The organism is Enterococcus sp. AZ101 (assembly GCF_050499005.1).
GTDB lineage: Bacteria > Bacillota > Bacilli > Lactobacillales > Enterococcaceae > Enterococcus_L > Enterococcus_L ureilyticus.
On sequence record NZ_JBMHEZ010000002.1, the window covers coordinates 660,903 to 686,416 of the forward strand.

At 36.1% G+C, this 25,514-nt stretch carries 27 protein-coding genes; 23 read left to right on the forward strand and 4 right to left on the reverse strand.

Annotated elements, in window-relative coordinates:
* Positions 1-204: 204 nt before the first annotated feature.
* On the forward strand, positions 205-912 hold the full coding sequence (locus IGJ50_RS12460) for a GntR family transcriptional regulator (RefSeq protein WP_069638763.1): 708 nt from the start codon (positions 205-207) through the stop codon (positions 910-912).
* A 68-nt stretch (positions 913-980) separates the two neighbouring features.
* Here the strand turns inward: IGJ50_RS12460 and IGJ50_RS12465 are convergent, their stop codons facing one another.
* The 4 genes from IGJ50_RS12465 to IGJ50_RS12480 all read right to left on the reverse strand — a co-directional run bounded on the left by IGJ50_RS12465 (position 981) and on the right by IGJ50_RS12480 (position 3,457).
* Complete coding sequence (locus IGJ50_RS12465) at positions 981-1,487, reverse strand: QueT transporter family protein (protein WP_069638762.1); 507 nt, start codon at positions 1,485-1,487, stop codon at positions 981-983.
* A gap of 163 nt (positions 1,488-1,650) precedes the next feature.
* Entirely contained in the window at positions 1,651-2,415 is a 765-nt protein-coding gene (locus IGJ50_RS12470) for a 3-oxoacyl-ACP reductase (RefSeq protein WP_429950691.1), read from the reverse strand.
* A 155-nt stretch (positions 2,416-2,570) separates the two neighbouring features.
* On the reverse strand, positions 2,571-2,807 hold the full coding sequence (locus tag IGJ50_RS12475; RefSeq protein ID WP_429950693.1) for a DUF2829 domain-containing protein: 237 nt from the start codon (positions 2,805-2,807) through the stop codon (positions 2,571-2,573).
* Positions 2,804-3,457, reverse strand: a complete 654-nt coding sequence (locus tag IGJ50_RS12480; protein WP_429950695.1) for a YigZ family protein — start codon at positions 3,455-3,457, stop codon at positions 2,804-2,806. Before IGJ50_RS12480 ends, IGJ50_RS12475 begins: the two co-directional genes overlap by 4 nt.
* 170 nt (positions 3,458-3,627) lie before the next feature.
* Here IGJ50_RS12480 and IGJ50_RS12485 point away from each other — a divergent pair, with 170 nt between their 5' ends.
* The 22 genes from IGJ50_RS12485 to deoC all read left to right on the forward strand — a co-directional run bounded on the left by IGJ50_RS12485 (position 3,628) and on the right by deoC (position 25,484).
* The gene (locus IGJ50_RS12485; RefSeq protein WP_069638758.1) at positions 3,628-3,915 is read left to right on the forward strand and encodes a DUF7662 domain-containing protein; all 288 of its coding nucleotides are present in this window, start codon (positions 3,628-3,630) and stop codon (positions 3,913-3,915) included.
* A gap of 121 nt (positions 3,916-4,036) precedes the next feature.
* Positions 4,037-4,360: a PTS sugar transporter subunit IIB gene (locus IGJ50_RS12490; RefSeq protein ID WP_069638757.1), complete on the forward strand. Its 324-nt coding sequence runs from the start codon at positions 4,037-4,039 to the stop codon at positions 4,358-4,360.
* Between the two features lie 116 nt (positions 4,361-4,476).
* Entirely contained in the window at positions 4,477-5,049 is a 573-nt protein-coding gene (locus IGJ50_RS12495) for a hypothetical protein (protein ID WP_429950697.1), read from the forward strand.
* A gap of 8 nt (positions 5,050-5,057) precedes the next feature.
* The gene (locus tag IGJ50_RS12500) at positions 5,058-5,891 is read left to right on the forward strand and encodes a hypothetical protein (protein WP_429950699.1); all 834 of its coding nucleotides are present in this window, start codon (positions 5,058-5,060) and stop codon (positions 5,889-5,891) included.
* 136 nt (positions 5,892-6,027) lie between these two features.
* Positions 6,028-7,356 (forward strand): DEAD/DEAH box helicase, encoded by a 1,329-nt coding sequence (locus tag IGJ50_RS12505; RefSeq protein ID WP_429950700.1) that lies wholly within the window; start codon positions 6,028-6,030, stop codon positions 7,354-7,356.
* On the forward strand, positions 7,346-8,035 hold the full coding sequence (locus IGJ50_RS12510; RefSeq protein WP_429950701.1) for a ComF family protein: 690 nt from the start codon (positions 7,346-7,348) through the stop codon (positions 8,033-8,035). Before IGJ50_RS12505 ends, IGJ50_RS12510 begins: the two co-directional genes overlap by 11 nt.
* 137 nt (positions 8,036-8,172) lie before the next feature.
* Positions 8,173-8,724 (forward strand): ribosome hibernation-promoting factor, HPF/YfiA family, encoded by a 552-nt coding sequence (gene hpf, locus IGJ50_RS12515; protein WP_010760772.1) that lies wholly within the window; start codon positions 8,173-8,175, stop codon positions 8,722-8,724.
* A gap of 329 nt (positions 8,725-9,053) precedes the next feature.
* Positions 9,054-11,585 carry a preprotein translocase subunit SecA gene (secA, locus tag IGJ50_RS12520; RefSeq protein ID WP_429950703.1) on the forward strand — a complete coding sequence of 844 codons (2,532 nt, stop codon included), beginning with the start codon at positions 9,054-9,056 and terminating at the stop codon, positions 11,583-11,585.
* A gap of 80 nt (positions 11,586-11,665) precedes the next feature.
* Positions 11,666-12,767, forward strand: a protein-coding gene (gene prfB, locus IGJ50_RS12525; protein ID WP_100630335.1) for a peptide chain release factor 2 whose coding sequence is annotated in 2 segments (ribosomal slippage) — positions 11,666-11,737 and positions 11,739-12,767 — 1,101 coding nt in all. Because the reading frame shifts where the segments join, the coding sequence is not laid out codon by codon here.
* Positions 12,768-12,875: 108 nt separating this feature from the next.
* Positions 12,876-13,562 carry a cell division ATP-binding protein FtsE gene (gene ftsE / locus IGJ50_RS12530; RefSeq protein WP_069638750.1) on the forward strand — a complete coding sequence of 229 codons (687 nt, stop codon included), beginning with the start codon at positions 12,876-12,878 and terminating at the stop codon, positions 13,560-13,562.
* On the forward strand, positions 13,555-14,439 hold the full coding sequence (gene ftsX / locus IGJ50_RS12535) for a permease-like cell division protein FtsX (RefSeq protein ID WP_069638749.1): 885 nt from the start codon (positions 13,555-13,557) through the stop codon (positions 14,437-14,439). Before ftsE ends, ftsX begins: the two co-directional genes overlap by 8 nt.
* 101 nt (positions 14,440-14,540) lie before the next feature.
* On the forward strand, positions 14,541-15,989 hold the full coding sequence (gene cls / locus IGJ50_RS12540) for a cardiolipin synthase (RefSeq protein WP_069638748.1): 1,449 nt from the start codon (positions 14,541-14,543) through the stop codon (positions 15,987-15,989).
* Between the two features lie 172 nt (positions 15,990-16,161).
* On the forward strand, positions 16,162-17,016 hold the full coding sequence (locus IGJ50_RS12545) for a phosphate ABC transporter substrate-binding protein PstS (RefSeq protein WP_069638747.1): 855 nt from the start codon (positions 16,162-16,164) through the stop codon (positions 17,014-17,016).
* Positions 17,017-17,246: 230 nt separating this feature from the next.
* Positions 17,247-18,167, forward strand: coding sequence for a phosphate ABC transporter permease subunit PstC (gene pstC / locus IGJ50_RS12550; RefSeq protein ID WP_069638746.1), 921 nt, complete (start codon positions 17,247-17,249; stop codon positions 18,165-18,167).
* Positions 18,167-19,051, forward strand: a complete 885-nt coding sequence (gene pstA, locus IGJ50_RS12555; protein WP_069638745.1) for a phosphate ABC transporter permease PstA — start codon at positions 18,167-18,169, stop codon at positions 19,049-19,051. The genes pstC and pstA overlap by 1 nt, the downstream gene beginning before the upstream one ends.
* Positions 19,052-19,067: 16 nt before the next feature.
* Positions 19,068-19,868 (forward strand): phosphate ABC transporter ATP-binding protein PstB, encoded by an 801-nt coding sequence (gene pstB / locus IGJ50_RS12560; RefSeq protein ID WP_069638744.1) that lies wholly within the window; start codon positions 19,068-19,070, stop codon positions 19,866-19,868.
* A 10-nt stretch (positions 19,869-19,878) separates the two neighbouring features.
* Entirely contained in the window at positions 19,879-20,637 is a 759-nt protein-coding gene (pstB, locus tag IGJ50_RS12565) for a phosphate ABC transporter ATP-binding protein PstB (protein WP_069638743.1), read from the forward strand.
* Between the two features lie 20 nt (positions 20,638-20,657).
* A complete protein-coding gene (gene phoU, locus IGJ50_RS12570) occupies positions 20,658-21,329 on the forward strand; it encodes a phosphate signaling complex protein PhoU (RefSeq protein WP_069638742.1) in 672 nt (223 codons plus the stop codon).
* A gap of 210 nt (positions 21,330-21,539) precedes the next feature.
* Entirely contained in the window at positions 21,540-22,919 is a 1,380-nt protein-coding gene (gene uhpT / locus IGJ50_RS12575; protein ID WP_429950708.1) for a hexose-6-phosphate:phosphate antiporter, read from the forward strand.
* 15 nt (positions 22,920-22,934) lie between these two features.
* Positions 22,935-23,696: a tyrosine-protein phosphatase gene (locus tag IGJ50_RS12580; RefSeq protein WP_429950710.1), complete on the forward strand. Its 762-nt coding sequence runs from the start codon at positions 22,935-22,937 to the stop codon at positions 23,694-23,696.
* Positions 23,697-23,766: 70 nt separating this feature from the next.
* Positions 23,767-24,705, forward strand: coding sequence for a sugar-binding transcriptional regulator (locus IGJ50_RS12585; RefSeq protein ID WP_069638833.1), 939 nt, complete (start codon positions 23,767-23,769; stop codon positions 24,703-24,705).
* 107 nt (positions 24,706-24,812) lie between these two features.
* The gene (gene deoC / locus IGJ50_RS12590; protein WP_069638739.1) at positions 24,813-25,484 is read left to right on the forward strand and encodes a deoxyribose-phosphate aldolase; all 672 of its coding nucleotides are present in this window, start codon (positions 24,813-24,815) and stop codon (positions 25,482-25,484) included.
* Positions 25,485-25,514: the final 30 nt, after the last annotated feature.

The window sequence follows — 25,514 nt, forward strand, 5'->3', positions numbered from 1 at the left end:
TGAATTTGTCTTTCTTTTTGTTCAAGGTTCGTTATACAATAGATATAATAACTAAAAATCTCTTAGCTAGAAATCACTTGACAGTTTAGACTAAGCATACCAAAGTGATTTTGTTAACGCTTACTAATAGTTGTTTTAAAAGTTTTGATTGTTTATGAGGTATATACCAGTTATAATATAAGAGAATAAAAAGGAGGAAATAAGATGGTATCAAGTTTACCAGTTTATATTCAAATCCACGATAAAATTAAAGAAGACATCGAACATGGTGTTTGGAAGATCGGCGACAGGCTCCCATCAGAACGTGAGCTGGCGATCCAGTTTAATGTAAGCCGAATGACGTTGAGACAAGCTATTCAAACACTTGCGGATGAAGGGATTTTAGAACGTAAAATCGGTTCAGGAACGTATGTTGCTCGTAAGAAAGTTCAAGAAAAAATGACTGGAACAACTAGTTTTACTGATATTATGCTTTCTCAAAACCGAGTGCCTTCTAGTCGAACGGTTTCATATTACGTAGCCAAGCCGAGTTCCAGTGAAATGGAAAAACTAAATCTTAAAGAAAATGAACAAATCGTTCGGATGGAGCGGATTCGTTTTGCAGATGATTTGCCGATTTGTTTTGAAATAGCGAGTGTCCCTTATTCCTTGGTCGATCAATATAGTAAGACTGAAATCACGAATTCCTTTTATAAAACGCTTGAAACAAAAGGGGGGAATAAAATCGGTCATGCCAATCAAACGATTTCAGCGATGCTAGCCTCAGAACAGATTGCCGATTATTTAAAAATCAAACGTGGTGATGCGATTTTGCGTTTACGCCAAATTTCTTATTTTGAGAATGGAACGCCATTTGAATATGTAAGAACACAATATGTTGGGAATCGTTTTGAATTTTATTTAGAAAAATAAATGAGTAAAGTAAATAAATGCTGTAAAGCCCATTTTGATTTGGACATTCACAGCATTTATTTTCTTTTTTATTTGGTTAAATCGATTTTTTCGTTGATCCAGTAGACCAAAATGCCACCAATTGACATAGATAACGCTTCACCAATGGCAACAGTTAACCATGTGTAGAAAAAAGGGAGCTGGTAAAAGTAAGTCAATTGTCCAGCGACTGTAAACATGGATACCGAACAAATAATCGTAGTTACAACCATTTTTTTGTTCAGACTTTTGAATTGTTTTGTTGCATAATAAGATATAATTAAGACAATAAACGTCGATGAACTACCGATAATAACATCAACTAAACCTAATGGTGACGCAAAATTTGCGATAGCGACACCTAAAGTAATAGCTACGATATAGCGTTTGTTAAAAAGCGGTAGAAAATTAAACAGTTCTGAAAACCTGAGTTGAATAGCACCAAAACTAAACGGAGCTAAAAAAAGAGTGACAACGATGTAAAGCGCTGTGATCAAAGCCATTTTTGTCAAAGAAATGACAGACCAGGCTGTAGTCTGTGGGGGTAAATGATTCATTTGTGTTCTCCTTTGTAAAACAGATGCCTGTTTTAGTAATAACTATGACCAAAGGACGTGACAAAAACTGCCAACTAAAGTGCCATAGTGTGAATTGCTTCACTGGGATTTATGTTACCGAACATCCAGCGATTTGTAAAGTATAGAAAAATGGTTAAGGCTATTATTTTTCCAACCAACCACCATCGATCGTCATGACAGTTCCGTGAATATAGTCCGCAGATTGACTTGCTAAAAAAAGTGTTAGTGAAGCAACTTCTTCCGGTTTTGCCCAACGTCCAGCCGGCGTCTCATTGGCGACCCATTCAGCCATTTTCCCATCACCAGCAAAATCAGCTGCATTCATTGGTGTTTGAATCGCACCAGGAGCAATCGCGTTTGCGCGGATGCCTTGTTTAATATAGTCATGATCCAGTTGTTTTGTATATCCGATAATCGCATGTTTTGATGCAGTATAAGCAGCACCACCACCACCTGCTACTTTTCCAGCAATGGAAGCCATATTGACGACGACACCATGTTTTTGTTTTAACATTTGGGGTAGAATGTGATTGGTAACTAAAAAGGTTCCTTTAAGATTTACGGTTAAAATACGATCCCATAACGCTTCGGATGTTTCTAAAGTCGGCGTGTAGTTATCTAAAATACCAGCAGTATTCAATAAAATGTGAATCATCCCAAAGGTATTATTGCCTTTTTTGACTGCAGAAATAATATCCTCTTTTTTTGTGATATCCCCTGTATAAGCTAGAAATTTTCCTTTTGAATTGCTTGTTTTTTCTTTAGTGATGACTAAGCCCGCTGCATCAAGGTCCATCCCTAAAACATTGGCACCTTGATTGGTAAAAGCGATTGCTTGCGCTTGTCCAATGCCAGAAGCGGCTCCTGTTATAAAAACTATTTTTCCGCTGTATTCTGCAAAATTCATAGTAAGTCCTCTTTTCATAATCTTATAAGAAAAAAGCGAGACAAAACTAAATAACCGAGTCTTGTTTCGCTTTTTAAATCTGAATAAACAGCGAGAAATGGCACCCTTTTTTTTAATTCTCAGGGCAGCTGCTGTAGTCTCGTTCCCTATTAATACTAGTCTACGTGGACGATTTTCCAATCTTCCGCTAAAACATCACAAGGTGTTGGAGAAAACATGCTGTAGCCCTCATCAGAAGTTTTGATTAAAAAATAGGGAGTAACTTGTAGAAAAGTACCATCAGATGTGCCAATTTCATCTCTAAGTTCGATGTACAGTTCAAAACCGCCCCAACCACTTCTTACGGCTTTTGCACCTTTTTTAATGTGAGGTAATACTTCTTCAAATGTCATTTACTTGCTCCTTTTTTTGTAATTGGTTGTTCATGATAAGAGCATTCACCCTTATCAAAATGAACTTGCCCATTTAATTGTTCAACGATTTCGGTCATAAATTGCTCAGTGTTTGGCTCGTCTACTAAACAAATAATAGTAACTTGTTCGCCATAAACGGTCTCTTTTATGGTATATAAATTATTTTTCATGAAATTTTGGACTTTGCTTACATTCGGATAACTGATGGTTAAACGGATTTCTTGCTGCAGTTTTCCTTCCACTAAGCCAATTTCTGTCAGGGCATGGGAAACAGCATGGCTATACGCCCGAATCAAACCACCGGAGCCTAATTTAGTACCACCAAAATAACGTGTAACCACAGCTACAACATTGATCAATTCTTGCTTTTTCAAAACTTCTAACATCGGAACCCCTGCTGTACCGCTAGGCTCGCCATCATCACTACTACGTTGGATAGCACTTTTTTCGCCGATTATGAAGGCACTGCAATTATGAGTCGCTTTCCAATGTTCTTTTTTCTTTTGAGCAATGAAGATTTTTGCTTCATCTTCAGAGTATACTCGTTTAAGAGAGCAAATAAAACGTGATTTTTTTATCTCAATTTCACTTTCTCCATCAGAGCGAATGGTAAAATAACTTTCAAGCATTTTCTCATTCCTTTTCTACATAATACGTTAAGTATAAAAAAAATCTGAATGAGAAGCAACCGTTGTAGGAAAAATAGAGAAGAGACCTTCATTTGCTTCTTTAAATTTTTATGAGATAATGATGAAAAGAGTGGCTAAATATCAGCTTAACAACAAAAGGAGTGAAGAATTTGGCAAAAGAACGTCAGAAAAAATATGATAGCGTTACCCATTATTTAACAACCAACGGTGGTTCACAAGTTACTCTAACGTTTACTCAATTCGATGAATTACTTTTCCCTCATTCAGGACTTCCAAGAACCGCTCGAACAGATGTTGATTGGTGGGCCAATGACCATAAACATCCAGAAAAGGGAGCGTACGGTTGGCTCAATGCGGGCTATCAAGTTGCACAAGTGAATATTGCAAAAGAATATGTGGTCTTTAATAAACTATTAAAATCGAACTGGCTTATTTAACGCCTAAAACGATATCTCTTAAAAGTAGGAAGCGTTGACAAAAATCAGGTTTTTACTATACTATGAATAAAGAGAAATTAAAAATATGTTATGTTATCAATAGAAAAGGAGAGGGATTAAGATGGCTAAAAAAACAATTATGCTTGTCTGTTCTGCAGGAATGAGTACAAGTTTATTAGTAACGAAAATGCAAAAAGCAGCAGACGCACAAGGTCTGGATGCTGATATTTTTGCAGTATCTGCCTCAGATGCGGACAACAATTTGGAGAGTAAACCAGTAGATGTTTTATTATTAGGCCCGCAAGTTCGCTTTATGAAAGGCGATTTTGAGAAACGTTTGGCACCAAAAGGAATTCCTTTAGAAGTAATCAACATGGCAGATTATGGCATGATGAACGGGGAGAAAGTTTTACAGCAAGCGTTAAATTTAATTGAAAATAAATAAAGAAACAGTGAGCCAAAATGCATAATGCGTTAAGGCTCACTATTTTTTTGTCTCTTGAAAAAACTTCTCGGTTTGGTAGAATTTAAGAAAAAGGAAAATGTTGGGAGTAAAATAGAATGAAAAAAAGAATATGGGTTGTCGGGTTATTTTTTGGCATGATGATTATTTCAGGCTTTACTGCTGCGTACATTAAACGAAATTACGCAGTGAGCATTTATCAAGCACTAAAATTTGCTGGTGTTGCCTCTGAACAAATCATTCATCAGCAAGAAGAAAAGGATCATATCGATTTGTTTCTAGCAGATGGGGCTGATTTGACGCTTATGATCATAAAAGCCAAAGAGAAAAATGGCCGCAAGAACTATGAGATTATTCAAACGAGTAAGATGGAAGATTTCTTTTCTGAACGGAAATCTTTAATAAGTGACAAGGAAGCAATAAAAAATCAGTTGGACATGTTATCTTCAATCGAAGATGCACCTTTTTCTTTTGAGAACGAGATTCATCAATCCTTTGGGAAACGGCTATTTTTTATCAATACCTCACATAATAAAGAGAGTAAAAACGTGAGAATCAATGGTCAAAAACCGACTAATACTTTTACCTATAACTATCAAGGTAATCTGAATTACGTATATTATTATGAAGAATTAAAACTAGACCAAAAAGAAATCAAGGTTAGGATGTGAGGAATCAGATGGAAAAAAATCAAAAAACAGTTGAAGAATATGTTAAAGAGGTTAAACGTTTAAGAGGTTATTTACTTATCGTATGTGTGCTAGGTCTGATTTTATTTATTCCATTGATGACGCTCTATCTATTAAATTATCACATAGGATTATTAGGTCTTTTTGGCTTATTTATGTTAGTACTCTTTAGCACAATACGAGTAAGGAAAAAAATTCTGCAAATTCGTACGATTTTAACGATGGAGTGTGATCCAAAAAAATATGTAGCAATAAATTTGCAATTGTTAAATAAACCTTTTTACAATAAAACAGGTATCAATAACTATCAAAAGTATTTTCAGGCATTGTCAGATTACTATGCTGGTGACTTAGTAGAGATGAAAAAAAACTTAGAGGACATCGATTTTGAAGCTGGAACGCTAGATATTACACTTCAATATTATAATTTACTTGGAAATTATTACAAAGAAAGTAACGATCTTGAGGGGCTGAAAGCAACGATTGATGCTATTCGATCGTTAAAAAGTCGAAAAAAGTTTCCAAGACAGATTCAGCAATTTTATGATTCTGTAGATACGATTTTTTACCGTCATTATTTGGTTTTAACAAATGATAAAAATGCTCTGACAAAATTATTTGATTTTCTTGCAACTGAAAAAGAAATGCTAAAAAAAGTAGGTCTTCATTTTGAAATTGGGAAACTCTATTTAAAAACGGCAACTTTTGATCAGGCAACGACTCATTTTAACTATGTTCTAGAACATGGTGGAGAGACCTATTATACAGTTTATGCTCAAAAAATGATTCACCAAATGAACGAAGAAGAATGGACAAATTACTAAATCACGAATAACTCAACTGTGCTACTTTTCTAGTAGTACAGTTGAGTTTTATAATTTTCCCACAGTAATTGTATAAGTTTCGAAAAAGAAAAAATCTCAAACAAAAAATGCGTAGTTTAATTATAGAGGGGGAAAAATGCAAGAATTATGGGGAAGAAAAGTTTTAGAACAAGAACTTAATGATAGCAGTAAGATTGCAAAAAAATATCAAACATTTCCAACAATGCAAGAACTGAATGAAAATGAAATCCAGTGTTTACGCTGTGGACAGATTCATTTGAAAGCTATAGTACAGTTAGTGAATCACTCTTATTATTGTCCAGAGTGTATCCAATTAGGGAGGGTGGATACAGGACAACAATTTTATCACTTAGCAGAACCAAAACCAGTCAAAAGAAACGTTCATTTTTCTTGGGAAGGCAAACTGACTATAGGTCAGCAACAAGTATCTGATCAGTTGTTGACGACTGTAAAAAATGCTGAATCAAGAATGATTTGGGCGGTCACTGGTGCTGGAAAAACAGAAATGTTGTTTAAAACGATTCATCATGCATTAGAAGCTGGCTTTCGAGTAGGCATCGCTTCTCCAAGAGTAGATGTTTGTTTAGAACTGCTCCCGAGAATCCAAGCTGTTTTTCCTGATGAACCGCTAATCATTCTTCATGGAAAGATGGCAGAAACGTACCGTTATACTAAATTGCTTATTTGTACAACACATCAGCTATTACGTTTTTATCAGGCTTTTGATGTATTGATCATCGACGAAGTAGATGCGTTTCCATTTGTTGATAACTCATTACTACAATATGGAGTGAAGCAAGCGATTAAAGAGCACGGATCACTAATTTATCTAACGGCAACACCAACCAAGGAGCTAAATAAAAAGACAGAGCAAAATGAATTACAGACAAGTATTTTACCAGCACGTTATCATCGAAGAGTATTGCCGGTTCCTAAAATAAAATGGTGTCATCGTTGGCATGAGAAAATCAAGAAAGGTCATTGTCCTAAAGAATTAGTAGCAAAGATCCACAAATTAGTGGATAAAAATGATGTGTTGATTTTTTGCCCTAGTATTTCTTTGATGGAGCAATTAAAAGGCACTGTTGAAAAAAAAATTCTAGAAACATCACTAGCCTGTGTTCATTCGCAAGACCCAGAGCGCTTAGACAAGGTTTTAAAGATGAGAAACAAAGAATACCGTATTCTTCTAACTTCTACTATCTTAGAACGTGGTGTAACATTTGATGGTGTCTCTGTCATTGTTTTAGGAGCAAACCATCCTGTTTTTACAATGTCCGCCCTTGTTCAGATTGCTGGCAGAGTGGACCGAAGGCAAAAATACACTGCAGGTGAAGTTTGGTTTTTACATGATGGTTGTACCAATGCTATGAAAGGGGCGATTAAGCAAATTAAGAAAATGAACACATTAGGTAAAGCAAGGGGATTAATTGATGAATTGTAACTATTGCCATCAAACAATTAATAGAAATTTAACGCTCAAAGAAATTTTTTTACCCCAAAAAATCTTGTCAGAACAATTATGCTCAAGATGCATGAAAACATTTCAATTATTGGAAAAAAAAGATAGCTGTCAAGGATGTCAACGTCAGTCTACTCAAACAGCTTATTGTAAAGATTGCTTAAGATGGCAACAAATTTATCCAAACTACAATTTCCAACACGAAGCACTCTTTTCTTACAATCAGGCGATGCAAGAATGGTTTGAACTCTATAAATTTAAAGGGGATTACAGACTTAGGCATAGTTTTGTACCGTATTTACAATCCTATTTTAAACAAAAAAAAACTTTTTTAGCTATTCCGATGCCAATTTCAAAAGAAAGGATGGAAGTGCGAGGCTTTAATCAAGTTGAAGGTTTACTGGATGCAGCAGGCATTCCATATGAACCCCACCTTATCCGGTTTACTCATGGACTATCTCAAGTACAAAAAACGAGAAAGGAGCGATTAAGCTTAAAGCAACCCTTCAAACTAACACAAGAGGGGCAAAAAGCTGTCTTAAATAGAGATATTATTCTTGTCGACGATATCTATACGACTGGGCGTACGACTTTTCATGGAGCACAAGTTATTTTAGCGAATCATCCAGCAAAACTGTATACGTTTTCTCTTGCAAGATAGACGATCAATTAAAATAAAAATTCAGCCGCAATTTTGTTGGCAAAAGCAGGATAATTCGTTATAATAGAATTAAGAAGAAGGATAACAGAGTGGTCCTTTTATTCCTTCTTTAGTGTCAGATGAAAGGGGTAATTGTTATGTTTAGATATAATGTGCGTGGAGAAAACATCGAAGTTACTGAAGCAATCCGAGACTATGTAGAGAAAAAAGTCGGCAAATTAGAACGTTATTTCAGTGATTCACCTGAAGCGACCGTTCATGTGAATTTGAAAGTATACACTGAAAAAACCGCTAAAGTCGAGGTTACGATTCCTCTACCTTATTTAGTTTTACGTGCGGAAGAAACATCACCTGACTTATATGCAAGTGTTGATTTGGTTGTAGACAAGCTAGAACGCCAAATCCGCAAATTTAAAACAAAAATTAATCGTAAATCTCGTGAAACAGGGATGAACACTGCGAAAGCAGCTATTTTCTTAAATGGTGAAGAAACACCAGATGAAACGCCAGAATTAGACATCGTTCGTACAAAACGTCTTTCTTTAAAACCTATGGATAGCGAAGAAGCTGTTTTACAAATGAACATGTTAGGACATAACTTTTTTATCTTTGAAGATTCAGAAACAAATGGAACAAGCATTGTTTATCGTCGTAAAGATGGCAAATATGGTTTAATCGAAACAGACTAAATTGAGCAGGTAACGAACATATCTTGATTCAGCGAAAAAGGTCTAAAAGTAAGCGAGGATCTAATCAATCCATAAATTTTAGAAAAATTGTTATCAGGATCAATTTATTTTCCAGATATTCGATTTTAAGAGACTGAAGCAGGACGGCATACGTTTTGCCACAGTCTCTTTCCTTATTTTAAGCATGTATACATAAAAAACGACATAATATAGTATTAATATTAAGAGAAGTTATTTCCTTTCTTGGCAACTAATGATAAAATAGAAAGGATGATTGTGCATTTAGTGCAAAAAATAAATAGAGTTTATTGAAAGGAACACATAAAAACATGGCGAATTTTCTAAAAAAGATGATTGAAAATGATAAAAAGGAATTAAAACGCTTGGATGGTATTGCCAATCAAGTAGAGACTCATGCTTCAGCTACTGCGGCGTTGAGCGATGAAGAATTAAAAGCAAAGACAGACGAGTTCAAAGCGCGTTACCAAAAAGGTGAAACACTAGATCAATTATTACCAGAAGCTTTTGCGGTCGTCCGCGAAGCTGCTAAACGTGTCCTAGGTTTATACCCATACCACGTTCAGTTAATGGGTGGGATCGTTTTACATGATGGCAATATCCCAGAAATGAGAACGGGTGAAGGTAAAACATTAACTGCAACAATGCCAGTTTATTTGAATGCACTAACAGGTGAAGGTGTTCATGTCGTAACGGTTAACGAATATTTAGCAACACGTGACTCAGATGAAATGGGTGAACTGTATAATTTCTTAGGCTTGACAGTTGGTCTGAACATCAATTCAAAAACATCAGAAGAAAAGCGTGATGCCTATAATTGTGACATCACTTATAGCACAAATAACGAGTTAGGATTTGACTATTTGCGTGATAACATGGTTGTTTATCGTAATCAAATGGTACAACGCCCATTGAATTACGCAATCGTGGATGAGGTCGATTCAATCTTGATTGATGAAGCTCGTACACCATTGATTATTTCAGGTCAAGCTGAAAAATCAATTGCACTTTACACCCGCACAGATAACTTTGTTAAACGTCTAAAAGAAGAAGAAGATTACAAAATTGATGTTCAATCTAAGACGATTAGTTTAACGGAAGCTGGAATTGAAAAGGCGGAAGAAAACTTTGGTTTAGAGAACCTTTATGACATTGAAAATACAGCTTTGACACATCATATGGATCAAGCGTTACGTGCAAACTTTATCATGCTTCGTGATATCGATTATGTTGTTCAAGATGACAAAGTCTTGATCGTTGACCAATTTACTGGTCGTATTATGGATGGTCGTCGGTACTCAGATGGCTTACACCAAGCAATCGAAGCCAAAGAAGGCGTAGAGATCGAAGACGAAACAAAAACAATGGCAACAATCACATTCCAAAACTATTTCCGTATGTATAAGAAATTAGCTGGGATGACGGGTACTGCTAAAACGGAAGAAGAAGAATTCCGTGAAATCTATAATATTCAAGTGTTCCAAATTCCAACAAACCGTCCGATCATTCGTGATGACCGTGCTGATTTACTTTACCCAACATTACAAAGTAAATTTAAAGCGGTTGTTCAGGATATTAAAGAACGCTACCATAACGGTCAACCAGTTTTAGTCGGTACAGTTGCTGTTGAAACTTCTGAGTTATTATCAGAATTATTAAATGCTGAAAAAGTACCGCATGAAGTATTGAATGCCAAAAATCACTTTAAAGAAGCAGAAATTATTATGAATGCCGGGCAAAAAGGTGCGGTAACGATTGCTACTAATATGGCTGGTCGTGGTACGGATATCAAGCTTGGTTTGGGTGTTATTGAGCTTGGCGGTTTAGCTGTAATTGGTACAGAACGTCACGAATCACGCCGTATTGATAATCAATTGCGTGGACGTGCGGGTCGTCAAGGAGATCCTGGGGTTTCACAATTCTATCTATCACTTGAAGATGACTTGATGAAACGTTTTGGTTCAGAAAGAATCAAAGCATTCTTGGATCGCATGAACATTGAAGAATCAGATGCAGTGATCCAAAGTAAAATGTTAAGTAAGCAAGTAGAATCAGCTCAAAAACGTGTTGAAGGGAACAACTACGATACACGTAAAAATGTCTTGCAATACGATGATGTAATGCGTGAACAGCGTGAAGTTATTTACGCGCAACGTCAAGAAGTGATAATGGAAGATAAAGAGTTGACTGAAACATTATTAAACATGGTAAAACGTACGATCACTCGTGTTGTAGATAGCCATACACAATTAGAAAAAGAAAACTGGAACCTTGATGGAATCGTTGATTTCGCCTCTTCAACATTGGTGCATGAAGACTCTATTTCTAAAGCTGATCTAGAAGGCAAATCACCAGAAGAAATCAAAGCGTATCTAGTAAAACGTGCTCAAGAAGTTTATGATATCAAAGTAGAACATTTGAATGGTCCAGAACAAATTCTGGAATTCCAAAAAGTTGTTATTTTACGTGTTGTAGATACAAAATGGACCGATCATATCGATGCAATGGATCAATTGCGTCAATCAGTTGGTTTACGTGCTTACGGACAAAACAATCCATTGGTTGAATATCAAACAGAAGGCTACAATATGTTTGAAGAAATGATTGGAGCAATTGAATACGAAGTTACTCGCTTATTCATGAAATCAGAAATTCGCCAAAATGTTCAACGGGAACAAGTAGCACAAGGTGAAGCTGTTCATCCAACAGATGATGAAGAACCCCAAAGTAACACAAGTGCTAAAAAGAAACCGATTCACGTAGATGAAAAAATAGGACGCAATGATCCATGTCCATGCGGCAGTGGAAAGAAATACAAAAACTGTCACGGCAAAGGTCAATAAGAAGCGATGAAGGTGAGGCGTTCGCCTCGCCTTCATTTGTTTGCAACACAAAGTATTGAAAATGGAAGGAAGAAAATATCATGGAAAATGCTGAAATCCGCACTATTTTAGATGAAATGAATCAATCAATCACAAGTTTCAGGGGGTCTCTTTGACTTAGATCAGTTAGAAGAGGACATTGCTGAAGCTGAAAATAGAATGGCAGAGCCAGGCTTTTGGGATAATTCACAAACAGCACAACAATTGATCAACGAAACGAATTCCTATAAAGAGAAGTATCAACAATTTCATCAATTTGCAGACGAATTAGAAGAATTGGAAATCATGAGTGAGATGCAACAAGAAGAATATGATCCTGATACGCAGACTGAACTAGAAGAACGCTTAGTCGCTTTGAAAGAAAAATTAAGTATTTATGAACTTTCGCTACTATTAAACGAGCCTTATGACAAAAATAATGTTATCATGGAACTTCATCCAGGAGCGGGTGGTACTGAATCACAAGATTGGGGTAGCATGTTGCTGCGAATGTATACACGTTGGGCCGAAAGTCATGGGTTTCAAGTAGAGACATTAGATTACCAATCAGGTGATGAAGCAGGTATTAAGAGTGTGACCCTTCTAATTAAAGGTTATAATGCTTATGGCTATTTGAAATCAGAAAAAGGGGTACATCGCTTAGTTCGAATTTCTCCATTTGATTCTGCCAAACGTCGCCACACTTCTTTTTGTTCTGTCGACATTATGCCTGAGCTAGATGAAAATGTAGAGATCGATATTAATACGGACGATTTAAAAGTCGATACGTATCGAGCAAGTGGTGCTGGTGGTCAGCATATCAATAAAACCGAATCGGCTGTTCGAATCACGCATATTCCAACAGGAACCGTTGTTGCTAGTCAAGCACAACGGTCACAATTAAAAAACCGAGAACAAGCGATGGGCATGCTGAAAGCAAAACTTTATCAATTAGAGTTGGATAAAAAAGCGCAGGAAGCTGCTTCATTACGTGGGGAACAATTAGAAATTGGTTGGGGCTCACAGATTCGTTCTTATGTTTTCCATCCTTATTCAATGGTGAAAGATCATCGAACAAATTATGAAACTGGAAATGTACAAGCCGTGATGGATGGGGATTTAGATGGATTTATTGATGCGTACTTAAAGCAGAAGCTAAATTGATCAATTTACAGAAATGAAATAAAATTGTAAACTGTTGAAAGAGCCTTGAAACAAAGTCATGTTATAATGATTGATAGTCTAGAAAAACAGAGATGGAGAGAATACGCCATGATTGAAATGAAAGATGTAATGAAGAAATATTCGAATGGTACAACGGCTATCCGAAATATTTCAATAGAAATAAAGCAAGGTGAATTCGTTTATGTTGTTGGTCCTTCCGGAGCCGGAAAATCAACATTTATTAAATTAATGTACCGTGAAGAAAAAGCCACTAAAGGTCGCTTGAAAGTTGCTAGTCATGATCTAATGAAAATAAAAAATTCTGAAGTTCCGTATCTTAGAAGAGAGATCGGTATCGTCTTTCAAGATTACAAATTATTGACGAAAAAAACAGTTTATGAGAACGTTGCTTATGCTATGCAAGTTGTTGGTCGTAAGCCAAGAGAAATCAAAAAAAGAGTGATGGAAGTACTTGATTTAGTTGGTTTGAAGCATAAAGTACGCGTCTTTCCAAGTGAATTATCTGGTGGGGAACAACAACGTGTTTCAATTGCTCGTGCAATCGTAAATACGCCCAAAGTTCTCATTGCAGATGAACCAACAGGGAATCTTGATCCAGAGAACTCATGGGAAATCATGAAACTTTTAGATCGGATCAATGCTCAAGGAACAACTGTTGTAATGGCAACGCATAATAGTACGATCGTAAATACGATTCGTCATCGCGTAATCGCCATCGAAAATGGTCGAATTATTCGAGACCAAGCGGAAGGAGAATATGGCTACGATGATTAGAACCTTCTTTTCTCATGTCTTAGAAAGTATCAAAAGTTTAAAACGTAATGGGTGGATGACAATAGCATCTGCAAGTGCAGTTACCATTACGTTAGTCCTTGTTGGGCTTTTTATGGCAGTAATTTTTAATGCAACAAAATTAGCAAAAGATATTGAAGAAAACGTAACTGTTTCTGTATTCGTTGATATTGGCACAACCCCAGACGAAATGCAGCAATTAGAAAAAGAATTGAATAAAATCGACAATGTCGAAACTATTTCATATTCAAATAAAGATAAACAATTAGAAAAAATTCAAAAACAAATGGGTGAAGCTTGGAACTTATTCGAAGGTGACAGCAATCCCTTGTACGATGTCTATTATGTAAGTGCAAAAGAACCATCAGATACGAAAAAAATATCGGAAAAGGCAGCAACATTAGCGAATGTCTTTAAAGCAGACTATGGCGGTGTTTCTTCCGATAAAATTTTCAGTATTGCAGGAAAAGTTCGAACTTGGGGCTTAGGTGCAGCAATTTTACTATTGTTTGTCGCTGTATTCTTGATTTCAAACACGATCCGTATTACGATTCTTTCTCGTCAAAGAGAAATCCAAATCATGCGTTTAGTTGGTGCTAAAAACGGCTATATTCGTTGGCCTTTCTTTATAGAAGGAGCATGGATTGGCTTAATTGGAGCGATCATTCCAATTTTAGTTTTAACATTTGGGTATCAAAAATTCTATACGTTATTCAACCCGCAATTGCTAAGTTCAAATTATTCATTATTAAAACCTGAATCATTTGTTTGGCAGATCGATCTACTGATGATCGTTATTGGGATGACAATCGGCTCGTTAGGTTCAATCATTTCGATGCGCCGCTTCTTAAAAATTTAATAGAATTAAAAGCAGACATTTTTTGTCTGCTTTTTCTTTACTTATTTTCAGAAGTTCGTTATGCTTTACTAGGGGATGAGTGAAGTGATTGGGGTGAATAAATGAAATTTTTATATGATAATTTCTTTGTTATTATTTTTATTGCTAATATGCTATTATCATTGATTATTGTTTTTCGAGAACGCAAACAAACTGCTCAAACATGGTCATGGTTGTTGGTATTAATGTTTATTCCAGTTTTAGGATTTATTCTTTATATTTTCTTGGGTCGAGGCATATCAAAAGATAAAATATTCGATATGAAGATGCAAGCTAAAATCGGGATGAACGCTGAAATACAAGCAGAAAAGCAATCATTGTTAAGAGGGTTATTTCCACATCCACCGACAGGAGAAGTGGAGTCAAAGCAGCTAATTTATATGTTGACTGTTTTTGAGAGCTCATTATATACAACGAATAATGAGGTTCTTTTATATACAGATGGAAGAGAAAAATTTGATGGATTGATTGCAGATATTCGGCAAGCTACGGATCATATTCATATGGAGTATTACATTTATCGTGGTGATACTTTAGGCAAGGAAATCCGTCAGGAACTGATCAATGCTGTCAAAAGAGGGGTAAAAGTACGTTTACTCTTAGACGCCTGGGGTTCAACCCAAGTTAATATGAAATTTTTTGAAGAACTAAAGAAGATTGGAGGAGAAATTGCCTTTTTCTTTCCTCTGTTTGTTCCATATTTAAATCCGCGAATTAACTATCGTAATCATCGAAAAATCGTAGTGATTGATGGGAAGATCGGTTATACAGGTGGATTTAACGTTGGTAATGAATATTTAGGTGAAGTCAAAAAGTTTGGGTACTGGCGTGACAATCATTTAAGAATCTCTGGTGAAGCTGTTTATAGTTTACAAAATCGTTTTTTGATGGACTGGAATTCTCAACATCGTAAAGAATTAAGCTATGATTCTGCTTATTTTCCTCCAATTGATTCAGCTGGGAAAAAAGCAGTTCAAGTAGTAACGAGTGGACCAGATTCAGAACATGAACAAATCAAAATGACCTACCTAAAAATGATTTCAATCGCTAAAAAAGAAATACTGATTCAAACGCCGTATTATATACCAGATGCATCAATTCATGAAGCCTTAAAATTAGCATTACTTTCGGGTGTAAAAGTTCGTATGCAAATACCAAACAAACCAGATCATATGTTAGTTTATTGGGCAACTTATTCCTTTTCTGCAGAATTATTAAAGTATGGAGCGATTATTGAGACCTATGAACATGGCTTTATTCATGCTAAAACGATGATCATCGATGGTGGTGTTGTTTCTGTTGGATCAGCGAATATCGATGTTCGTTCATTCCGACTAGATTTTGAGGTGAATACAATTATTTACGATCAAGAATTTTCAGAAGAAGTTAGAGATGCTTTTTACGAAGATTCCAAAGTATCAGAGCTTTTAACAGAAGAAAAATACCGTAATCGAGGTGTTTTCATCAAACTAAAAGAAGGATTAGCTCGTCTGATTTCACCACTGTTGTAATTCCTATAAAAAGTGTAATCTTAGTAACGGATTGCACTTTTTATTTTGTTTATAATGTTTTTTTGTTATTTTATTACAAAAAAGTAAAAGCTGTAGCAACTTATAATTTTCAATGGAAACACTTAATGTTAAAATAAAGTGATTGAATTGAGTTTGGAGGATTATCAGATAAATGAAAAAGAAAATACTATTATTTGTTAGTTTAATTGGAATACTGACTTTATCCGGCTGTGCGAAGTGGATCGATCGAGGTGAATCGATCACAGCAGTTGGCTCATCAGCTCTTCAGCCGCTAGTGGAAACCGCGGCAGAAGAATTTCAAAATCAAAACCCAGGACGTTTTGTTAATGTTCAAGGTGGGGGAAGTGGAACAGGTTTAAGTCAAGTACAATCAGGGGCAGTAGACATTGGAAACTCTGACTTGTTTGCAGAAGAGAAAAAAGGGATCGATGCCACTAAACTGACAGATCATAAAGTTGCGGTAGTGGGGATCACGCCGATCGTCAATAAGAATATTGGATTGTCCGATATTTCGTTAGACAACCTGAGAAAGATTTTTCTAGGAGAAATTACCAATTGGAAAGAAATTGGTGGAAACGATATCCCGATTGTCCTGTTGAATCGTGCTGCTGGAAGTGGTACACGTGTGACTTTTGAACGCTGGGTATTAGATGGGAAAACGGCGATTCAAGCGCAAGAACAAGATTCAAGTGGAATGGTTCGCTCGATTGTTGCAGACACTCCAGGAGCAATCAGTTACACGGCTTTTTCCTATGTTAATGATGAGGTTAACACGCTAAGTATTGATGGGGTAAAACCGACTGATGAGAATGTTGTTACCAATAAATGGTTTATTTGGTCTTATGAACATATGTATACATTAGGAAAACCAAAACAATTAACTGATGAATTTTTGGCCTTTATGTTATCAGATGATGTGCAGGAAAAAATCATTGGTCAATTAGGCTATATTCCAGTTTCTAAGATGAAAGTAGAGCGGGATTGGCAAGGAAATCTTATTAAATAATCCGCCTTTACACAAAATTTACAAACTTAACATAAGATTTACATGTTATTAAACGCAAATTGATGTTTGAAAGTTAGACTGAATTTATTATGGAAAGTGTTGAACAAACGGGAGATTTATGTTTGGTTGGATAAAAAGTGAGTGAGGTAAAAAGCACCTCAATCATTTTTCCTATTTTCCAGTCGAAGCTGAACGAGCACGTTACGCTTTTAAAATAAGGAGGAATTTTCTTGGAAGATGTGCAGAAAACGTTATTAACAAAATCAAAGCGCGCTAGAATGGAACAGCGAGGGAAGTTTATTAGTTTTCTTTGCATCGCATTGATTGTTTTGGTTGTTTTATCGATTTTTTATTTTGTAGCTAGTAAAGGTTTAGCAACCTTTTTTACAAATAAAATCAAAGTTTCTGATTTCTTATTCGGTACTAATTGGAACCCAGGTGAAACTGGGACGGATGGGAAACCCATGGTAGGCGCTTTGCCGATGATAGCAGGTTCTTTTATTGTAACATTTTTATCTGCGATCATTGCAACACCCTTTGCAATTGGTGCAGCAGTATTTATGACAGAAATTTCACCGAAAAAAGGATCAAAAATTTTACAACCAGTTATTGAACTATTAGTTGGGATTCCATCCGTTGTTTATGGCTTTATTGGGCTGTCTGTAATTGTACCCTTTATTCGTTCAATTTTTGGCGGTACAGGTTTTGGGATTTTAGCTGGGACTTTTGTTTTGTTTGTTATGATTTTACCAACTGTTACAACGATGACGGTTGATGCACTAAAATCGGTTCCTCGGCATTATCGGGAAGCATCATTAGCCTTAGGTGCAACACGCTGGCAAACGATCTATAAAGTGGTCTTGCGTGCGGCGGTTCCAGGCTTATTGACAGCTGTTGTTTTCGGAATGGCACGTGCTTTTGGGGAGGCGTTAGCAATCCAAATGGTTATCGGAAATGCAGCAATTATGCCATCAAGTTTGACAACTCCAGCTTCAACTTTGACAAGTATTTTAACAATGGGCATTGGAAATACTATCATGGGAACAGTAGAAAATAATGTTCTTTGGTCACTTGCTTTGATCTTGTTGTTGATGTCCTTATTCTTTAATATCATTATTCGGATCATTGGTAAGAAAGGGGCCTTGAAATAATGAACGCAAAAAAAGCAGATAAAATTGCAACAGGTATTTTATATGCCATTTCAGGTGTGATTGTTTTAATTTTGGCAGCATTGCTACTTTATATTCTTGTCCGCGGTATTCCTCATATTTCTTGGGACTTTTTAACAAAACCTTCTAAAGCCTATCAAGCAGGTGGGGGGATCGGGATTCAATTATTCAATTCACTCTACTTACTATTGATTACGATGTTGATTAGCTTCCCTATTTCTTTAGGAGCTGGTATTTACCTTTCAGAGTATGCAAAGAAAAATTGGTTGACTGATGTGATCCGTACATCAATCGAAATTTTAAGTTCACTTCCTTCAGTTGTGGTTGGTTTGTTTGGTTTCTTGATTTTTGTAGTACAGATGGGTTATGGTTTTTCCATTATTTCAGGTGCTTTAGCACTGACATTTTTCAACTTACCTTTATTGACAAGAAACGTTGAAGAATCATTAAAAGCCGTTCATTACACACAGCGAGAAGCTGGGCTGTCATTGGGCTTATCCCGCTGGGAAACAGTCTTGAAAGTTGTTGTTCCAGAAGCCTTACCAGGAATATTAACGGGTGTGATCTTAAGTTCTGGGCGGATTTTTGGTGAAGCCGCCGCTTTGATTTACACTGCTGGCCAAAGTGCACCAGCCTTAGATTTCAGTAACTGGAACCCATTAAGCGTTTCAAGTCCGATTAGTATCTTCCGTCAAGCGGAAACGTTGGCTGTCCATATTTGGAAAATTAATACAGAGGGAACGATGCCAGATGGTGCAGCTGTTTCGGCAGGTGCTTCAGCTGTTCTGATTTTAGTCGTTTTACTATTTAACTTTGGTGCACGTTTTATCGGAAATAGATTATATAAAAGAATGACATCAGCCTAATGTTAGGGGAATCAGAATGAAAGAATACAATTTAAATGACACGAATATTATAAAATTGCCAGAGCCGATCGCTTTGCATACCGATGATTTACATGTCTGGTATGGAGATAACGAAGCAATCAAAGGTGTTGATCTAGAATTTGAAAAAAATAAGATCACCGCTTTAATTGGACCATCTGGCTGCGGTAAATCAACCTATTTACGTTCGCTTAATCGGATGAATGATGGGATCGCCAATACTAGAGTAACTGGTAAAATCATGTACAAAGAGGTGAATGTTAATACGAAAGAAGTAGATGTTTACGAAATGCGTAAACGGATCGGCATGGTATTTCAACGTCCCAATCCTTTTAGCAAATCAATCTATGAGAATATTACATTTGCTTTAAAACAGCACGGTGAAAAAGATAAGAAAAAGTTAGATGAAATTGTCGAAACGAGTTTAAAACAGGCGGCACTTTGGGATCAAGTCAAAGATAATTTAGACAAAAGTGCGTTAGCTTTATCTGGTGGGCAACAACAACGCTTATGTATTGCCAGAGCAATCGCCATGAAACCAGATATTTTACTTTTAGATGAACCAGCGAGTGCGCTAGACCCTATTTCAACTGGTAAAGTAGAGGAAACCTTAGTTAATTTGAAAGATGATTACACAATCATCATTGTGACACACAATATGCAACAAGCTGCTCGTATCAGTGATTACACAGCCTTTTTCTATCTAGGAAAAGTAATTGAATACGATGAAACAAGAAAAATCTTTACACGACCAAAAATTCAAGCGACAGAAGACTATGTTTCTGGACATTTTGGTTAGGAGGAGTACGATGACAAACGAAATTATCTCATCAAAAGATTTGCATTTATATTATGGAAAAAAAGAAGCACTTAAAGGGATTGATTTAAGCATCAATCAAGGAGAAATTACGGCAATGATCGGACCGTCTGGTTGTGGTAAGTCTACTTATTTACGTTCGTTGAACCGAATGAATGATTTAATTCCTGGGGTAACGATTACGGGAAGCGTTGTTTATAAAGGCAAAGATATCTACGGACCTAAGACAGATATTGTAGATTTACGAAAAGAAATCGGAATGGTCTTTCAACAACCGAATCCATTTCCTTTTTCTATCTATGAAAATGTGATTTATGGTTTGCGTTTAAAAGGTGAAAAGAATAAGCAAGTATTAGATGAAGCAGTCGAAAACAGTTTAAAAGCGGCATCAGTTTGGGATGACGTAAAAGATAAACTGCATAAAAGTGCTTTATCATTGTCAGGTGGGCAACAACAACGTGTGTGTATTGCTCGGGTTTTAGCAGTCGATCCTGAGATCATTTTACTGGACGAGCCGACAAGTGCCCTTGATCCGGTTTCAAGTGGTAAAATCGAAAACATGCTTTTAACATTGAAAGAGAAATATACGATGATCATGGTGACACACAACATGTCCCAAGCATCACGGATTTCTGATAAAACAGCGTTCTTTTTACAAGGGGAATTGATAGAATTTAATGATACAAAGAAAATATTTTTGAATCCTAAAGAAAAACAAACCGAAGACTATATTTCTGGAAAATTTGGTTAAACAATAAAGGAGGAAAACACATGTTGCGCAGCCAGTTTGAAGAAGAATTATTGAATTTGCATAATCAATTTTATGAGATGGGGATGATGGTAAGTAATGTTGTACATAAATCAGTCCGTGCTTATATCAACCATGATAAAAAAATTGCAAATGAAGTCATTGATTACGATGTACAAATCAATGATATGGAAGTCAAGCTTGAGAAGAAAAGTTTTGAAATGATTGCTTTACAACAACCCGTTACAACAGATTTAAGAATGATCATTACCGTGATGAAAGCTAGTTCAGATTTAGAGAGAATGGCAGATCATGCAGTTTCAATCGCAAAATCAACAATTCGTTTAAAAGGGGAAACAAGAATCCCAGAAATCGAAAAAGAAATTTCAGATATGTCAGACTATGTTAAAAAAATGGTTGATAACGTACTGATCGCTTATGTCAAAACAGATCAAAAAGATGCGCGGATGATCGCTAAAATGGATACTCGCGTAAATGAGTATTTTGATAGTATATATAGCCATTCCATCAAGGCGATGCAGGCGAATCCTGAGACGGTTGTCAGTGGAACAGATTATCTTCACGTAGCAACGTATTTAGAGCGCATTGGCGATTATGTCACAAATATCTGTGAATGGATCGTTTATCTAGCGACTGGAAAAATCACAGAGCTAAATAGCAATCACGACGAATAAGTCAGTAAAACAATTTATTTGAGAGTAGATCAAAACAGTTTGTTTTGGTCTATTTTTTTGTTTTTAGTTCGTTTTTTTAATCTCATTAATGTAAAAAATAAATTTGAACATAATTTCAACAATATGTTTACATTTGTTCTTACCTCGTGTATTATACAAATATATTGGAAAGCGCTAACCATTATAATTAAAATTTTGGGGTGAGTTAATTTGGAAGAAACAAATGTTGTTGTTGGTAATGTGAAACGTCCATACTTGATTGAACAGCGGAAACAATGGTTTAAGGAATTTATGAAACCGTTTTTGGTCGTTGTAGTCATCTACATCACGATGTATATGATTCGTAATAATTTTAAAGCCGCCCAGCCCTTATTAAAAAGTCAATTAGGTCTGACTACGACTGATCTTGGTTATATCGGATTTGTCTTTTCAATCGTTTATGGCTTTGGTAAATTTATAGTTGGGTATCTTGTAGACGGTAAAAATACGAAGAAAATTTTATCGATTTTGTTGTTACTCTCTTCGATCACTGTTTTATGTATGGGGATTTTGTTTACGATGAATAATGTCCCGATGGGCTGGATCGTTGTATTATGGTCACTGAATGGCTTGTTCCAATGTGTGGGCGGTCCTAGTTGTGCTTCAGTGATTACCCAGTGGACGACTAGAAGCAATCGTGGTCGGTATATTGGGTTATGGAATGCCTCTCACAATATTGGCGGAGGTTTTGCAGGAATTTTTGCTGTGTGGTGTGCAACTACTTTCTTCAAAGGACAAGTTGCCGGAATGTTTATTATTCCAGCAATTGTTGCGGCTATAGTTGCCATCATTACTTTTTTTATTGGGAAGAATCGACCAGAAGACCTTGGTTGGAATTCCAGTGAAGAAATCTTTGGTGAACCAGTAGAAGAAGCAAATATTGATGCTGAACACTTAACAAAGTGGGAGATCTTTAAAAAATATTTATTAACGAATCCTTATATTTGGGTATTATGCGTAGCGAATGTTTTTGTTTACATTGTGCGGATCGGTATCGATAATTGGGCTCCGTTATACGTAACAGAACATTTGAATTTTTCACAAGAAGCAGCGGCACAAACGATTTTTTACTTTGAGATGGGCGCATTGATTGGTTGTCTGGCTTGGGGCTATATCTCAGACTTATTAAAAGGGCGGCCAGCCTTAGTGGCTACAATCAGCACTATCTTATTACCAATCGGGATTATAGGGTACCAGCTTGGGATAACAGAATTTGTGATCAATGCCTCATTATTCATGTTGGGGATGATGGTCTTTGGTCCACAATTATTGATCAATTTATCTATGCTAGGATTTGTTCCTAAAAAAGCGACAGTTGTCTCTGGTGGTTTATTAGGGGCTTTTGCTTATTTATTTGGGGACTCAATGGCAAAAATTCTTCTAGCAAAAATTTCTGATCCATCAAAAGAGGGTGTGAATTTCTTTGGTCACGTGTTACATGGTTGGAATGATACCTTTATCATTTTTTATATTTCAATTGTGATCATTGCTATTCTTTTGGGAATCGTTGCTTTAGCAGAAGAAAGAAGAAGAAAAAAAGTAAAGGTATAAAGGTGGAATAAACAAATGAACAGACAAATTACAAACTTTAGAGATTTAGGTGGAATCAAGAACAAAGAAGGAAAAACAGTGAAACCAAAGAAATTATTACGGTCGGGTCATCTAGTGAATTTAGACAAAGAAACCCAATCTGTTTTAGTTGAAACGTTTAATCTAACCAGAATCATTGATTTTAGGCGCGGCTTTGAAATCAGTGAGTCACCAGATACACCGATAGAAGAAGTGGAATATATCAATTTAGATTTATTAGGAAAAATGAATGCTAAAAATTCAAGCTTAGCAGATTTTGCTAAATTAAAGTCAGTTGAAGCAGTCGATAAACATATGCTAGGTGTCTATGAAGATTTAATCTTGAATCCAGGGGCACAAGAAGGCTTTACTGAATTTATGGACTACATTTTGGGCAATAAAGACGGAGCGACAATTTTTCATTGTTTTGCTGGAAAAGACCGAACTGGCTATGCTTCAGCTTTGTTATTGTCACTATTAGACGTAGACAAAGAAGCAATCTATAAAGATTTCTTGATCACCAACACGGAAAGAAAATCCGCAAATGATAGCTTAGTACAACAATTCAGAGAACAAGGATTTAATGAAGAACAACTTGAATCCTTAGCAACAGCTCTTTATGTAAAAGAGGATTATCTGGATCATGCACTGAATTTAATTGAGAAAAATTTTGGTACTACCGAAAAATATGCTGCGCAATGTTTGAACTTTGATGAACAAAAGTTAGCTGAGTTAAGAAGTATTTATTTGGCTAACTAAAAAAGTCAATTTGTCATCCTTGCTTGTTCTTGCTATAATGAGCGTAAATAATAAGGAACGGACAATGAGTATGGATAAAGAAAAACAACAGCTTAGTATTGAAGTGGCAAGACTCTATTATCAATCTTCGCTTAGTCAACAGGAAATTGCTGAAAAATTAAATGTTTCACGTCCAACAATTTCACGACTATTACAGTATGCAAAAGAAAAAGGGTATGTTCAAATCACGATTTTTGATCCTTTTTCTGATCTGTTTGAAATTGAAAAAAAGTTAAAAGAAAAATATGGCTTAGAAGAAGTCCATGTTGCTTTTTCACCTGATCCCAATTACAATTCAATTTCAGAATATTTGACATCATATGCTGCTGAATATCTTGAGGATACGATTAAAAGTGGAGATATTGTCGGTGTTAGCTGGGGCACAACGATGCATAAGACTGTTTCTAAGATGAGCCGTCTCGATGTTAAAGGTGTAGAAGTTGTTCAGTTAAAAGGTGGTATAGCGTACTTTGATGTGAATAATTATGCGTTTGAGACGATTACGCTGTTTGCTGAAATGTTAAATACAAAAGCTAGAACATTTCCTTTACCCGTTATTTTAGATAGTAAAAAAGCGAAGGACTTGGTTGTAGCTGATCGTCATATTAGTAAGGTTATCGAATTAGGAAGACAAGCAAATATAGCAGTTTTTACAGTTGGAACCGTACAAAGTGAGTCGTTGCATTTTCGCCTAGGTTATTTTACAGAATCAGAAGAAAAATCCCTTAAAGCGAATGCGGTAGGTGATATCTGTTCGAGATTCTTTAATGAAAAGGGACAAATCAGTGATGAGGAAATCAATGGTCGAACGATTGGTATTGAGCTTGAGGAACTGAAGACCAAAGAAAAAGCTATTTTGATTGCTGGAGGCGATCGTAAAATCAAAGCAATCCACGGTGCACTAGTTGGTGGTTATGCAAATGTTTTATTGATCGATAAGTTTACAGCAATGAAACTTTTAAATCACTAATTATATTGAAAAACAGGAGTAGAGAATATAGACTACTCTTTTATAACTATTTTATATGAACGAAATTTCAGTTTTTAAGAACGGAATTTCTGGAAGGAAGAGTGTTAATGAATATAAACAAAATGATCGATCACACATTATTAAAACCGGAAGCGGATGAGCAGGCCTTAATGCGCTTGATTGAAGAAGCAAAAAAATATGAATTTGCTTCTGTTTGCGTGAATCCTTACTGGGTAGCCAAAGCGAGTAAAGAGTTAGCTGGAACATCGGTAGAAGTTTGTACAGTTATTGGATTTCCTCTAGGAGCTAGTACAACGGCAACAAAAGCATTTGAAGCAGCAGATGCGATTAAAAATGGTGCAACAGAAGTTGATATGGTCATAAATGTTGGTGCGTTAAAATCGGGTGATGAGGAAACGGTTTTAAAAGATATTGAAGCAGTCGTCTTGGCGGCTAAAGGAAAAGCTCTAGTTAAAGTGATACTTGAAAACTGCATACTAACAGATAGAGAAATAGTAATAGCTTCAAAATTATCTGTTCAAGCTGGGGCCGACTTTGTTAAAACATCAACTGGCTTTTCAACAGGAGGAGCGACCATCAAAGATATCGCTTTGATGCGTAAAACAGTTGGTCCGAATATCGGTGTAAAAGCATCGGGTGGTGTTCGTAATGCAGAAGATGCTAAAGCGATGATCCATGCAGGGGCATCAAGAGTTGGTGCTAGTTCAAGTGTGGCAATCGTTGATGCGACAATCAACGATACGACAGGTGGATATTAAGTGTTAAACAATTGAGATTGTGAGGTACGA